10 protein-coding genes are annotated in these 14,142 nt (G+C 69.2%); 5 read left to right on the forward strand and 5 right to left on the reverse strand.

The annotated features are described in order from the left end of the window. Positions 1-54 precede the first annotated feature (54 nt). The 4 genes from ACJMKZ_RS15965 (at position 55) to parC (ending at position 6,346) form a co-directional block, all read left to right on the forward strand. A complete protein-coding gene (locus ACJMKZ_RS15965; protein ID WP_405234221.1) occupies positions 55-1,392 on the forward strand; it encodes a heterodisulfide reductase-related iron-sulfur binding cluster in 1,338 nt (445 codons plus the stop codon). 37 nt (positions 1,393-1,429) lie between these two features. Continuing rightward, positions 1,430-2,014 carry a DUF3501 family protein gene (locus tag ACJMKZ_RS15970; RefSeq protein WP_405234222.1) on the forward strand — a complete coding sequence of 195 codons (585 nt, stop codon included), beginning with the start codon at positions 1,430-1,432 and terminating at the stop codon, positions 2,012-2,014. Between the two features lie 152 nt (positions 2,015-2,166). Continuing rightward, positions 2,167-4,056, forward strand: coding sequence for a DNA topoisomerase IV subunit B (parE, locus tag ACJMKZ_RS15975; protein WP_405234223.1), 1,890 nt, complete (start codon positions 2,167-2,169; stop codon positions 4,054-4,056). A 46-nt stretch (positions 4,057-4,102) separates the two neighbouring features. Beyond that, positions 4,103-6,346 carry a DNA topoisomerase IV subunit A gene (gene parC, locus ACJMKZ_RS15980; RefSeq protein ID WP_405234224.1) on the forward strand — a complete coding sequence of 748 codons (2,244 nt, stop codon included), beginning with the start codon at positions 4,103-4,105 and terminating at the stop codon, positions 6,344-6,346. A 20-nt stretch (positions 6,347-6,366) separates the two neighbouring features. Here parC and ACJMKZ_RS15985 read toward each other — a convergent pair whose 3' ends face one another. Continuing rightward, entirely contained in the window at positions 6,367-8,622 is a 2,256-nt protein-coding gene (locus ACJMKZ_RS15985; protein ID WP_405234225.1) for a type IV pilus assembly protein FimV, read from the reverse strand. A gap of 180 nt (positions 8,623-8,802) precedes the next feature. Next, entirely contained in the window at positions 8,803-10,857 is a 2,055-nt protein-coding gene (locus tag ACJMKZ_RS15990; RefSeq protein WP_405234226.1) for an EAL domain-containing protein, read from the reverse strand. Positions 10,858-11,145: 288 nt separating this feature from the next. Here ACJMKZ_RS15990 and efp point away from each other — a divergent pair, with 288 nt between their 5' ends. Beyond that, positions 11,146-11,715: an elongation factor P gene (gene efp, locus ACJMKZ_RS15995; protein WP_405234227.1), complete on the forward strand. Its 570-nt coding sequence runs from the start codon at positions 11,146-11,148 to the stop codon at positions 11,713-11,715. A 9-nt stretch (positions 11,716-11,724) separates the two neighbouring features. On the opposite strand, the gene ACJMKZ_RS16000 is transcribed toward efp, so the two are convergent. From ACJMKZ_RS16000 to asd, 3 genes are read right to left on the reverse strand one after another with little or no spacing between them, the layout of a single operon-like run. Next, positions 11,725-12,204 (reverse strand): GAF domain-containing protein, encoded by a 480-nt coding sequence (locus tag ACJMKZ_RS16000; protein ID WP_405234228.1) that lies wholly within the window; start codon positions 12,202-12,204, stop codon positions 11,725-11,727. Further along, entirely contained in the window at positions 12,201-13,256 is a 1,056-nt protein-coding gene (gene epmA, locus ACJMKZ_RS16005; RefSeq protein WP_405234229.1) for an EF-P lysine aminoacylase EpmA, read from the reverse strand. The genes ACJMKZ_RS16000 and epmA overlap by 4 nt, the downstream gene beginning before the upstream one ends. Next, the gene (gene asd / locus ACJMKZ_RS16010; protein ID WP_405234230.1) at positions 13,253-14,140 is read right to left on the reverse strand and encodes an archaetidylserine decarboxylase; all 888 of its coding nucleotides are present in this window, start codon (positions 14,138-14,140) and stop codon (positions 13,253-13,255) included. The genes epmA and asd overlap by 4 nt, the downstream gene beginning before the upstream one ends. Between the last annotated feature and the right edge of the window lie 2 nt (positions 14,141-14,142).

Consider the following 14,142-nt stretch of genomic DNA (forward strand, 5'->3'; position numbering starts at 1 on the left):
CGCGGTCCGGCCGCCCCTTGTCTTTTCTGAGGTCTTTTCTGCGGGAGAACAAGAATGAGCGACGAGCGTCGGGAAGGCAGCCTGGAGGCGCCCACACGCCATCCCATCGACTGGAAGAACCCGGAATTCTGGGATGAGAAAGCGCTGTTCGACGAGATGGAGCGCGTGTTCGACATCTGTCACGGATGCCGCCGCTGCTTCAACCTCTGCCACTCCTTCCCCACGCTGTTCGACGCGGTCGACGAATCGGAGACCATGGAGCTCGACTCGGTGCCGAAGAAGGCCTACTGGGATGTGGTCAACCACTGCTACCTCTGCGACATGTGCTACATGTCGAAGTGCCCGTACGTGCCGCCCCATCCCTTCAACGTGGACTTCCCCCACCTCATGCTGCGGGCGAAGGCGTTCCGCTTCCGCCGCGACGGCGCCTCCACCCGGGACAAGATCCTCTCGTCGACCGATACGGTGGGCAAGCTGGCCGGCATTCCGGTGGTGGTGCAGGCGGTCAACGCGGCCAACCGGAGCAAGGCGGGGCGCAAGCTCCTGTCGAAGACGCTGGGCGTGCACCCCGACGCGCCGCTGCCGCCATACCACTCGTCCACGGCCCGCAAGCGGCTGAAGTCCCACCAGGGGCGCAGCGGCGAGGGCGCCGAGCCCGCCGGCCGCACGAAGGGCCGGGTGGTGCTGTTCACCACCTGCTACGGCAACCGCAACCTGCCTTCCATGGACGAAGACCTGGTCGCCGTGTTCGAGCACAACGGCATACCGGTGACGCTCGCCGCGAAGGAGCGCTGCTGCGGCATGCCGAAGCTCGAGCTGGGTGATCTGGACGCCGTGGCGAAGGCGAAGGACGTCAACGTGCCGGAACTCGCGCGCTGGGTCGACGAGGGCTGGGACATCGTCGCGCCGGTGCCCTCCTGCGCACTCATGTTCAAGCAGGAACTGCCGCTGCTGTTCCCGGAGGACGAGCAGGTGGCGAAGGTGCGCGACGCCATGTTCGACCCCTTCGAGTATCTGGCCATCCGCCACAAGGAAGGCAAGCTCAACACCGATTTCTCGAAGCCGCTGGGCAAGGTTTCCTACCAGATCCCCTGCCACCTGCGGGTGCAGAACATCGGCCAGAAGACCCGGGAGATCCTTGCGCTGGTGCCGGATACCGAGGTGAAGGCCATCGAGCGCTGCTCCGGCCACGACGGCACCTACGCCGTGAAGCAGGAGTTCCACGACACCTCGGTGAAGATCGCCCGCCCGGTGGTCCGCCAGGTGGACAGCGCCGCGCCCGATCACTTCGTGAGCGACTGCCCCATGGCCGCCGAGCAGATCGCCCGCGGCACCGACAAGGTGGACGCCAATCATCCCATGAGCCTGCTGCGCAGCGCCTACGGGATCTGAGACCGACGACTGAACCGACCACAGGGACGCGAAGACTATGGACAAACTGACCGCCGACGACCTGATGACGCTGGAGACCTACGCCCGGGAACGGGCCGACTTCAGGACGAAGGTGCTGGAGCACAAGAAGAACCGTCAGATCAACCTGGGCGAGAACGCCACCCTGTATTTCGAGGACCGGCTGACCATGCAGTACCAGGTCCAGGAGATGCTGCGCATCGAGAAGATCTTCGAGCCCGAGGGTATCGCCGAGGAACTGGATGCCTACAACCCGCTGATCCCGGACGGCAGCAACTGGAAGGCCACCTTCATGGTGGAGTTCCCGGACGAGCAGGAGCGGCGCGCGCAGCTGAAGCTCCTGCGGGGCATCGAGGACGCGGTCTGGCTGCAGGTGGAAGGCTGCGAGAAGATCCGTGCCATCTCGGACGAGGACCTGGAGCGCGAGGACGACACCAAGACCTCCGCCGTGCACTTCATGCGCTTCGAACTCACGCCTGAGATGGTCGAGGCGTTGAAGGGCGGCGCGAAACTCTCGGCGGGCATCGACCACGACCGCTACCAGGCGGAGGTGGATCCGGTGCCGGAAGCCACACGGCGCTCGCTCGCCGCCGACCTCGACTGAGGCTGCGTAACGCATCCGCTGCAACGGCCCTGGCGGGCTCTGGCGGCTCCCGGCATATCTGCGGGACCGCCGCGGTTTTTTCTGCCCAGCGCGGCCGGGCATCCTGCTAGAATCCCGGCCGTGATACTCGCCGTCCCGTTGCGTAACACCGTATGAATCAGAGATACAGCGCCGCCGACATCGAGGTGTTGAGCGGTCTGGAGCCCGTGCGCCGTCGCCCGGGCATGTACACCGACACCACCCGTCCGAATCATCTCGCCCACGAGGTGGTGGACAACAGCGTGGACGAGGCGCTGGCGGGCCACTGCCGGCTGATCGACGTCACCGTGCACGACGACGGCTCGGTGGCAGTGAGCGACGACGGCCGCGGCATGCCCGTGGACATTCACCCCAAGGAGAAGATGCCCGGTGTCGAGCTGATCCTCACGCGGCTGCATGCCGGCGGCAAATTCTCCAACAAGAACTACCAGTTCTCCGGCGGCCTGCACGGCGTCGGCGTCTCGGTCGTGAATGCCCTGTCGAAGAACCTGGAAGTCTGGATCCGCCGCGACGGCAACGAGTACAACATCTCCTTCGCGGGCGGCAAGAAACGCAGCAAGCTGGAGGTGGTCGGCACCGTCGGCAAGCGCAACACGGGCACCACCATCCGCTTCTGGCCCGACCCCCAGTACTTCGATTCGCCGAAGATCTCACTCTCGCAGCTGCGCCACGTGCTGAAGGCGAAGGCCGTGCTCTGTCCCGGCCTCACCGTGCGACTCACCGTCGAGAAGACGAAGGAGACGGAGGAGTGGTGCTACCAGGACGGCCTGGAGCAGTACCTCACGGAGGCCGCGGGCGACGTGGAGCACCTGCCGGAGACGCCGTTCTCCGGCAGCATGAGCGGCAACCAGGAGGCGGTGGACTGGGCGCTGTACTGGCAGGCCGGCGACGGCGGGGCCGGGGTGGGCGAGTCCTACGTCAACCTCATCCCGACCCTGCAGGGCGGCACCCACGTCAACGGCCTGCGCACCGGCCTCACGGACGCCGTGCGCGAGTTCTGCGAGTTCCGCAGCATTCTGCCCCGGGGCGTGCGCCTCGCGCCGGAGGACGTCTGGGACGGCGTCGACTACGTGCTTTCCGTGAAGCTGGAAGATCCCCAGTTCTCCGGCCAGACCAAGGAGCGCCTGTCGTCGCGCCAGTCGGCGGCGTTCGTCTCCGGCGTGGTGAAGGACAGCTTCGGCCTGTGGCTGAACCAGCACCCGGAGACCGGCGAGAAGATCGCGGAACTTGCCATCGGCAAGGCGCAGCGGCGCCTGAAGGCGGCCAAGAAGGTGGTGCGCAAGCGGGTCGTGTCGGGACCTGCGCTGCCCGGCAAGCTCGCCGACTGCACCAGCCAGCAGCCGGTGCTCTCGGAGATTTTCCTGGTGGAGGGCGACTCGGCCGGCGGCTCGGCCAAGCAGGCGCGTAACCGGGAGACCCAGGCGGTGATGCCGCTCCGGGGCAAGATTCTGAATACCTGGGAGGTGGACACCGCGGAGATCCTGGGCTCCCAGGAGGTGCACGACATCAGCGTCGCGCTCGGCGTCGACCCGCTCAGCGGCGACACCGCCAACCTGCGCTATCACAAGATCTGCATCCTCGCCGACGCGGACTCCGACGGACAGCACATCGCCACGCTGCTTTGCGCGCTGTTCCTGCGGCATTTCCCGGACCTGGTGGCGGCGGGCCGCGTCTACGTCGCCATGCCGCCGCTCTACCGCATCGACGTCGGCAAGGAGGTCTACTACGCGCTGGACGAGGGCGAGCGCCGCGGCATACTGGACTCTCTGGCCGCGGAGAACCGCAAGGCGAAGGTGGCGGTGACCCGCTTCAAGGGCCTCGGCGAGATGAGCCCGGGGCAGCTGCGCGAGACCACCATGAACCCGGACACCCGGCGGCTGGTCCAGCTCACCGTCGAGGGCAAGGAGCAGACCGACCAGCTGATGGACATGCTGCTCGCCAAGAAGCGCGCCTCCGACCGGCGCCGCTGGCTGGAGCAGAAGGGCAATCTGGCGGACGTCTGACGGCGGCCGCCACCCCCGCGGGGGACACAGACAACCGGTCAACACTATGCAGAACACCCTGAATCTCGAGGGCGTGGAACGCCAGCCGCTGAAGGAATTCACCGAGAAGGCCTACCTCGACTACTCGATGTACGTCATCCTGGACCGGGCGCTGCCGCGCATCGGCGACGGCCTGAAGCCCGTGCAGCGCCGCATCATCTATTCCATGAGCGAGCTGGGGCTCTCGGCGGCCTCCAAGCACAAGAAGTCGGCGCGCACCGTCGGCGACGTGCTCGGCAAGTTCCATCCCCACGGCGACGCCGCCTGCTACGAGGCCATGGTGCACATGGCCCAGTCGTTCTCCTACCGCTACCCGATCATCGACGGCCAGGGCAACTGGGGCTCCACGGATGATCCCAAGTCCTTCGCCGCCATGCGCTACACGGAGGCGCGGCTGACCCCGTATGCGGCGCTGCTGCTCGCCGAACTCGGCCAGGGCACGGTGGACTGGGAGCCCAACTTCGACGGCTCCCTGGACGAGCCCCTGGTGCTGCCGGCGCGGCTGCCCAACCTGCTCCTGAACGGCACTACGGGCATCGCCGTGGGCATGTCCACCGACGTGCCGCCCCACAACCTCACCGAGGTGGCGGAGGCGCTGGTGCTGCTGCTGGACAAGCCGCGTTCCACGATCAGCGACCTCATGCAGCACATCCGCGCGCCGGATTTCCCCACCGGCGGCGAGCTGGTGTCATCGGCGGCCGACATCGAGCAGATCTACGCGACGGGCGGGGGCACGCTCAGGCTGCGCGCGGCGTGGCGGGAGGAGGGCGAGCACATCGTCGTCACCTCGCTGCCGCACCAGATCTCCGGCTCCCGCGTGCTGGAGCAGATCGCCTCCCAGATGCGGGCGAAGAAGCTGCCGATGGTGGAAGACCTGCGCGACGAGTCCGACCACGAGGAGCCCACGCGGCTGGTGATCACGCGCAAGTCGAAGCGGGTGGACAGCGAGCAGCTCATGTCGCACCTGTTCGCCACCACGTCGCTGGAGCGCACGCTCAGGGTGAACCTGAACGTCATCGCCCTGGACGGGCGGCCCCGGGTATTCGACCTGAAGTCGCTGCTCACCGAATGGCTGGAGTTCCGCAAGGCCACGGTGACAAGGCGGCTCGAGTATCGCCTGAAGAAGGTCACGGAGCGCCTGCACATCCTGGAAGGCCTGCTGATCGCCTACCTCAATATCGACGAGGTGATCGCGATCATCCGCGAGGAGGACGAGCCCAAGGCCGTGCTGATGGAGCGCTTCAGCCTGACCGACGTCCAGGCGGAGGCCATCCTGAACCTGCGCCTGCGCAACCTCGCGAAGCTCGAGGAGATGAAACTCAGGGGCGAGCAGGACGAGCTGGCCGCCGAGCGCGCGGACATCGAGAAGACGCTGGGCAGCAAGGCGCGGCTGAAGACGCTGCTGAAGAAGGAGATCCGGGCGGATGCCGAGCGCTACGGCGACGAGCGGCGCACCCGCATCGTCGAGCGGGAGGCGGCCCAGGCACTGGACGAGACGGAGCTGGTGGCCAGCGAGCCGGTCACGGTCGTCCTGTCCGAGCACGGCTGGGCGCGGGCGGCCAAGGGCCACGAGATCGACCCGACCACCCTGAACTACAAGTCCGGCGACGGCTTTCGCGCGGCGGCGCGGGGGCGCAGCAACCAGACGGCCGTGTTCATCGATTCGACCGGTCGCGTCTACAACGTGCTCGCTCACCAGCTGCCGTCCGCGCGGGGTCAGGGCGAGCCCCTGTCGGGGCGCTTCAATCCGCCCGACGGTGCGAGTTTTCAGGGCGTCATGATCGGCGACGCGGACGACCGCTGGGTGCTGGCCAGCGACGCCGGCTACGGTTTCGTGGTAACGCTGGGCGAGCTGGCGACGCGCGCCCGGGCCGGCAAGGCGGCGCTCAGGGTGCCGAAGGGCGGCAACGCGGTGGTTCCGGCGCCCACCGAGTGGGTGGAGGGCGAGTTGCTGGCCGCCGTGAGCAGTACCGGCCGCCTGCTGGTGTTCGACCTCGACGACCTGCCCGAGCTGGCCAAGGGCAAGGGCAACAAGATCATTGGTATTCCGTCGAAGAAGTACCAGAGCGGCGAGGAGCGGATGGTGGCCATAGCGGCCGTGCCGCCGGGCGCGGGTCTGGTCGTGCACTGCGGGAACCGCCACATGACGCTGAAGCCCGGCGACCTCGAGCATTACCTCGGCGAGCGCGGCCGCCGCGGCGCGATGCTCTCGAGGAACTACCGCAAGGTCGATCGGCTCGGCTTGGACTGAGCCGCGGCCTCAGGCGTCGGTCAGGCGCGGCGCTTCTCCGAGAAGGGGATGACGGCCGTCTCCCGGTCGCTCTCCTCATCCTCCTCCGCGCTCCCGTCGACCGCAGTCCGGGCGGCGGGCTCCTCCGTTGACGGCAGCTCCGCCGTGGCCGCGGCGTATACCCCCGTATGCTCCACCGTATCGCCCGCGTCTTCCGGTTCCGCCGGCATCTCCGTGGTCGCGTCGTCGGCCGACAGCACCGCAGTCTGGTCGCCTTCGTCGATGATGTCGCCGTCCCGGTCGAGGATGGCGGTTGCGCCGGTCGTCTCTGCCGGGTCGGCAGCTGCCGACCCTGCCTCCGCGGCTCTGGTTTCGGCTCTGCCTGCAGCTATGGTCTCGGCAATGCTCTCGTCGATCTCGTCGCCGTGGCTGGTGATCTCGTGGTCCAGGGCGATGGCGGCATCGGCGAGCTGCTTCGCCAGCCGCTGGGTGGCCGTGAACTCCTGCTCGTAGTCTTCCTCGAGCATCTCCAGGTCGGCCACCGTAGCCAGGGTGCCGGTGTCCTCCGCATCTCCGTCGCCGCTATCCCGGGCGTCCGTGTCGGCGGCCAGCTCCGCGCCGGTATCGACCTCCATGATCATGCTCTCGTCTATGCGCTCGTCGGGCGGCAGCGCGGCGGCGCCGCTCGTCTCGTCGACGGTTTCACCATCATCGAAATCAGGGAAGTTCATGCGGGCGACGGCCAGCTCCTGCTCGGTAATCACGTCGTCCGATACGTCATCCGATACGTCATCCGATACGTCGTCCTTCGCCTCTGCGCTGACGTCGCCATCGTCCTCGTCCCCGAAATCGAGGTCGAGGGACCTGAGCCTCGACTGGGCGGCGTCCGACCACTCCTCTTCGGAGACGATCACGTCCGGCTCCTCCCGCTCGAAGACCGGCGTGGCGATTACGTCGGTGTCGCCGCCGTCGTCTGCGGTGCCGTCGTTACGGTCGGCCGCGGCGGCAGCGCCGGCCGCCGACAGGCCCTCGCGGGCTGCCGCCGGCGTCGGTGCGCGGCGGAAGAACTCACGCAGGCTGGAACGGAAGATCACGAGCCCGAGCAGCAGACCGATGCCGGCGCCGAACAGCGCGGCGAACAGGGGGCTTACCGAGGAGCGCGGCGCCGGGTCGGCGTCCGCGATACGGGGTGCCGGACCTGCGGGTGTCTGTGCCACGGCGGTCTCGTCTGTGCCGGCATCGCCGGAGGGCTCCGACTTGAACGGGCTCGTCGGCTCCGCGGCCATCTCGTCCATGGCCTGGCGCACGGCCGGCCGGATCCGCTCTGCCGATGCGGCCCCCGCCGCAGTCGACGGGGCCGACGTGGCCGGTGCCGTCGAAGCCGGGGCGGTCGCGGCAGGGGCGTCCGCGGGCGGCGCGGCCGGAGGTGGTGCCGTAGCGGCCGTCGCTGTCGTTGCAGGTGTCGCGGGTGTCGCCGCGGCCGGTCCGGCAGCCCTCGGCCTCGCGTCCGTCGTGGGAATCTCGAGCACGCTGCCGGCCCGCAGCCGGTCCATGTCGCCGCCGATGAAGGCCTCCGGATTGGCCGCGAAGATGCGCTCGGCGGTGGCCCAGATACCGCCGGGCCGGTCGGTGACCCGCTGGGCGATCGTCGACAGCGTGTCGCCGACCCGCACCCGGTAGGCGCTGCCGGGGCTGAGCGGCTCCGTCGGCGCCGGCACGGCCGCCCGGCCGGCGCGCCCGTTCGCGGACGACGCCGGCAGCACGGCCGCGGGCTCCGCCGGCGCGCGGCGGGGTGCGGGCACGGGCGCGGGCTCCGCGCTGACCGGTGCGAGACCCGGCGGGTCGATGATCAGCGTGTAGGAACGGATGATGAACGGGGTCGACGCACAATCCACCTTGAGATTCATCGCCAGCAGGGGTTCGCGGATGCCCCGGTCGCTGCGGATCACCAGGCGATTGCCGGCCGTGGAGCTCACACGACCGGCCGTCAGCGCCGGCAGGCCGGCGGGATCGTCAGGCTGGCCGCGCACGAGACTCACGCAGTCGGCCGTCAACCTTTCGTTTCCCCATGTGGCGTAGGGGACGACCACCTCCAGCGGCTGGCCGAGGCCGGAGCGCACGACCGGCTCGCCCAGTTCCAGCGCGGCGGCGGGCCCGCCGGCCAGCAGCGCGCAGACGCAGCTTGCTACCAGAGTCGACCTCGGCGTCGATGGTGAGATGGACCGCGGGGTGGACCGGTATTCGCGGCCTGCCCCGTCGACGGCCGTGCCGGTCGCCTGCTTGGTTTCGTCGTTCATCGGCGGCGATATCCTCGTTCGCTGTGGACCCGCGATGCGCGGTTCGCGGGTGAGTGTCGCAGGAGCATCGCCGCTCCGCCGCGTGCGCACCATGAAACCCGTCATAATTTCGGAAAAAAGCGGGACCGGACGTCCCGTATGCAGACAGAGTGTGAACCGGGTCACACGAGTCGGACGCCCTCAGGCGGTCTCCTGCAGCACCACCTCGGGTTCGTGGACGTAGTAACCCTGCATGTAGGAGATGCCGAGCTGCCAGAGCACCGCCATGGTATTGGCGTCCTCCACCCGCTCCGCGATGGTGCGGGCACCGACGGCGCGGGAGCGCTCCACCAGGGTCTGCACCTGGCGCTGCAGGGCCTCGTCCCGGGCCAGGGACTGGATGAGCGAGCCGTCGATCTTGACGTATTCCGGCTGGAGCTTCTCGACCGTCCGCAGCGAGCGCTCGCCGGTGCCGACGTGTTCGAGAGCGAAGTTCGCGCCGAGGCTGCGCAGCGTGTGTGCGAGCACGGAGAACTGGTGCAGGTAGCGGATGGCGTCCTCTTCGGCCAGCTGAAAACAGAACTGGCCGGGCTGGGCGCCGAAGGCGCTGAACTGCTCCCGCAGCCAGTCCGGCAGGCTCTCGTCCACGATCGAGTGCCGGGACAGGCGCACGAACAGCTTGCCGGCCTGGCTCGAGGCGGCCAGCTGACAGGAGGCGCCGATGACCCAGCGGTCGATCACCTGCATGAGATTGTTGCGTTCGGCCGCCGGCAGGAACTCCGACGGCAGCACCTTGTGGCCCTGCTCGTCCAGCATGCGGATGAGGATGTCGAACATGCCCTGCTGCTCGCCGTCCAGGCTCGCGATGGGCAGCTGCAGCAGCCGGAAGCGGTTTTCCATCAGCGCCGACTTCAGGTGCCGCACCCAGATGGCATCGTTGCGCCGCATGCGGGTGTCGGTCTCCGCGGTCTCGTTCATCAGCACCGTCGCGCCGCCGGCATCCCGGCCGTGGGCGTGGGCCTCCGCGGCACTCGCGATCAGCGGGCCGGATTCCCGGATCATGCCCGTGGCGGCACACAGGCCGATGGTGCAGGTGAGGCCGACGGCGCCGTCTTCCGCCGAGAAGCGGTGCGCCTTGATCTTTTCCAGCAGACGCTCGCCCCAGCGCTCCGCGTCCCGCTCCGAGCCGCGTTCGAGCAGCGCGAGGAATGACGTGCCCTCGAAACGGCCCGCCAGCTCGTCCTCGCCCAGTTCCTCGCGCAGCAAGGCCGCGAACTCGGCCAGCACGTCCTCGGAGCGGAAGATGCCCACCTTGGACTGCACGTCGCCGAAGCGGTCCGGCTTCACCCAGGCCAGCACGCGCACGCCGGATTCCATGGGCACGGCCAGGCGGGCGTCCAGCGCGTCCACGAAGTGCTTGCGGGCGAGCAGGCCGGTGCTGGGGTCGGCGGTGAGGGCCCGGTGCACCATCTCGCCGGTCGCGCCGCCTTCCGGCGCCGACGGGGCGATGGAGACGCGGATGGCGGGCTCGCCGTCGTGCTCCGTCTTCTTCAGTTCGAGCTCGACCGCCAGATCCGTCTCGTCGCCGGTCACTGCCCGGGCCTGCAGGACGTCGTCCTTCCACTTGTCCTTGTCCGCCGCCACCAGCGCGCCCTTCAGCGGACCCTGTGAGGCGGGGGCGAAGCTGTCCATCAGCGGCATGCCCACCAGGGCGCTGGCGTCGGCAGCGCCGAAGAGTTCGAGCCAGGCCGGGTTAACGTCCACGATGATGCCTTCCTGCACGTAGGCAATCGCGTCCGCCGACTGGTTCATGTAGGCGCGCAGCTGGCGCTTGTATTCCGTGGCCGTCTCCAGGGTGGCATTGAGCGCGCGCTCCATGCGGTGGTTCCTGAGTTCGCGCTCCAGCACGGCCTGCAGGCGGTGGCGCTGGTCGAACGAGACCAGGTCCCTGGCACCCGCCTGCATGGCGGCGGCGATCGCGTCCTCGTCCACCACCCGGCCGATCAGCACCAGCGGCGTCTCCGGGGCGTAGCGGTCGCGCAGGCGGGCCACGCTGGTGACCTCGGCGATCTGGTCGTCGAGTACCTGCAGGATCAGCTCCAGATCGTCGGCCAGGGCCTCCTCAAGCTGCTCCGTGCCGCGCACCCAGACGCAATGGGCCGGGTGGCCCGCGTCGCGCAGCGCGCTGTTCACGCGTTCGACGTTGTCCTGGGTCGCGGTGAGGACCGCCAGTGGTACGCCTGTCTTCTGGGTCAACCTGGAGGGCTCCGGTTACGGCTCTGCGGCGGCCGTGCAAGGCGTCGGGGGTGTGCGCTTACCCGATAGACTCGATCCACATATAAGGGCCGCCCTAGTCGGTCCGGATACTACATCAGCGTTTGCGCCGGTTGTTTTCGGCGTCGCAAAAACGTGACACAGATCATGCCGGGACCGCAGCGGACGCCACCGGTTGCGCAGCCGCGGCGCCTTACGCCGGGTGCGTCCGTCGCGCTATCATGGCGGGATCGAGCATAATCCTCGCAGGAACAAGATGGCGACGACCTAATGGCAACATACAGCACCAACGAATTCCGCTCCGGCCTGAAGATCATCCTCGACGGCGATCCCTGCAACATCGTCGAGAACGAGTTCGTGAAGCCGGGCAAGGGTCAGGCGTTCAACCGGGTGAAGATCCGCAACCTGAAGACGGGGCGGGTGGTCGACAAGACCTTCAAGTCCGGGGACAGCGTCGAGGCCGCCGACGTGATGGAGACCGAGATGCAGTATCTCTACAGCGACGGCGAGTTCTGGCACTTCATGGTGCCCGACACCTTCGAGCAGTACGCGGCCGACGAGAACGCCGTCGCCGAGGCGCGCCAGTGGCTGAAGGAGCAGGACACCTGCGTCGTGACCCTGTGGAACAACTCGCCGCTGGCCGTCGCGCCGCCGAACTTCGTGGAGCTCGAGATCGCCGAGACGGACCCGGGCATCCGCGGCGACACCGCCCAGGGCGGCGTGAAGCCGGCGAAGCTCGAGACGGGTGCCACGGTGCGCGTGCCGCTGTTCCTGGAGCAGGGAGAAGTCATCCGCGTCGACACGCGCTCCGGCGAGTACGTCTCACGCGTGAAGGGCTAGGGCCGACGCCTACAGCGACTGCGCCGCCGCGCCCAGGTGCGCGGTAAGCAGCGCGGCGGCCGCTTCCAGCCGTGCGACGTCGTTGCCGGCGAAGCGACCGGGCTCCGGGCTGTCGACGTCCAGCACCCCGTACACCTCGCCGTCGCGGATCAGCGGCACGACCACCTCCGAGCGCGAGTCCGGGTCGCAGGCGATGTGGCCCTCGAAGGCATGCACGTCCGCCACGCACAGCGTCTCGCGCCGCTCGGCGGCGGTGCCGCACACGCCGCGGCCGAGCGGGATGCGCACGCAGGCGGGCCTGCCCTGGAACGGGCCCAGCACCAGCTCGTCGCCGCGGCGGACGTAGAGGCCGAGCCAGTTGACCCGCGGGATGCGCTCGTATAGCGCCGCAACGAAGTTCGCGCAGGTGGCCAGCGGGTCGTGCTCGCCGGCCAGCAGCGCCTGCAGCGCCGTGATGAGATCGTCGTCGGTTGTCGATGTACGGCTCATGATTCCCGCTCCGCGTCCTGATCCATGTCCTGATCCATGTTCTGATCCATGTCCCGCTCCGGGCCGCCGTCCCGGTCCCGGTCGATGACCGGGAAAGCCTGCACCCGGCGAATGTCGTCGATGCCGGCCGCGGCCATCATCACCCGGTCGAAACCGACCGCCACGCCGGCGGTCTCGGGCAGGCCGTGCGCGAGCGCCGCCAGCAGCGCCTCGTCCGGCAGCATGTCCGGCCGGCCACGCGCGCGCCGTGCGGCGCGGTCGGCCTCGAAGCGGGAGCGCTGCTCGGCGGCATCGGTGAGTTCCACCCAGCCGTTCGCCAGCTCCCGGCCGTCGAGGAAGACCTCGAAACGCAGCGCGAGCCGCGGGTCAGTGGCGTCCAGGGCGGCGAGCGCCGCCTGAGCGGCCGGGTAGTGGGTCACCGCGGTGAGCGTCTGCGGCCCGGCGAGGGCGGGCGCGACCACGGTGCCCATGAGGAAGTCGAGCGCAGCATCCCGGTCGTCGGCTGCGTCGCCGGCTCCCGCGGCGGCCGCCGCTGCGAGCACGGCGTCGTCGCCGGCCTCCACCGGGTCCACGCCGGCGGTCTCGCGGAAGACGTCCCGGTGACGCCGCGTGACGGTGCGCAGCGCGCCCCGCGAGGGCCCGATCAGGGTCGCCAGCAGCGACAGGGTGTCGGCGACCACCGCGTCCAGGTCCTGGCCGTGCCGGTACCACTCGATCATGGTGAACTCGGGCTGGTGGCGGCGGCCCTGTTCGCCGTCGCGGAAGACGTGGCAGATCTGGTAGATGTCAGGCGCGCCGGCGGCCAGCAGCCGTTTCATGGCGTATTCGGGCGAGGTGTGCAGGAACCAGCGCCGCCCGGACGTGGCCGCGAGTTCCGCCCGTACGCTCTCGATGTTGGCGTCCGTGACGCCGCGGTGCGTCAGTATCGGCGTGTCCACCTCGGTGAGGCCGCGATCCGCAAACCAGGCCCGCGCGGCCGCCAGCAGACGGGCCCTCAGGGCGAGCACCGGCCAGTCGGCGCCCGGCCGCCAGTGCTCCCGATCCGCGCTCACGGTGCCGTGACGGTAAGGTTGCCCACCACCTGGCCCGTGCGCAGGCGGGTGCCCGGCGCCAGGCCGGCCGAGAACTCCGCGGTGCCGGCCGGCAGCAGCAGGATCACGGTGGAGCCCATGTTGAACCAGCCCAGTTCGTCGCCCCGGGCGAGCCTCGGCGCGTTCTCATCGCCGCGCCAGTCGCGGCTGGTCGGGAAACGATTGCCGGCCCGGTACTCGGGCTGCCAGACCGTGCCGATGGTGCCCACGTTCAGCGCACCCACCAGCACCACCGCCATCGGGCCGCAGGCCGTCTCGAACACCGTGACGAGTCGCTCGTTACGCACGAACAGGCGCGGTACGCCCGCCGCGGTGGTGGCGTTGACGCTGAACAGGCGGCCGGGGACGTGGGCGGTGCGGACGAGGCGGCCCGCCAGCGGCATGTGTACCCGGTGGTAGTCGTAGGGCGCGAGATACACGGTGAGGAACGCGCCGTCGGTGAAGGCCCGGGCGAGTGCCGGGTCGCCGCCGAGGAGTTCCGCGGCATCGTAGTGCCAGCCCTTCACCTGCAGCAGGCGGCGCCCCTCCAGCCTGCCGGACTGGCTGATGACGCCGTCGCAGGGGGAGGCCAGGGCCCGGTCGTCCTCCGGCTGGGGGCGCAGCCCCGGCTTCAGCCGACGGGTGAAGAAGTCGTTGAAGTGCTCGTAGCCGTCGGGCACCGGCCGCTCGGCCTCCGCGGTGTCCACGCCGAACTGCCAGCAGAACCAGCGGATGGTGGCATTGCGGACCAGGCGGTTGCGGATGCGGGTGAGGCGGTAGACGAGCCGGGTCAGGAGTTGCTGGGGCGTGACGTACTGCGCCAGCACGAACAGCCGAGGTCCGATGCCGAGTGACGTGCCCGACACGG

Origin of the sequence: Lentisalinibacter salinarum, from assembly GCF_040706555.1 — a bacterium.
Taxonomy (GTDB): Bacteria; Pseudomonadota; Gammaproteobacteria; order Steroidobacterales; family Woeseiaceae; genus Lentisalinibacter; species Lentisalinibacter salinarum.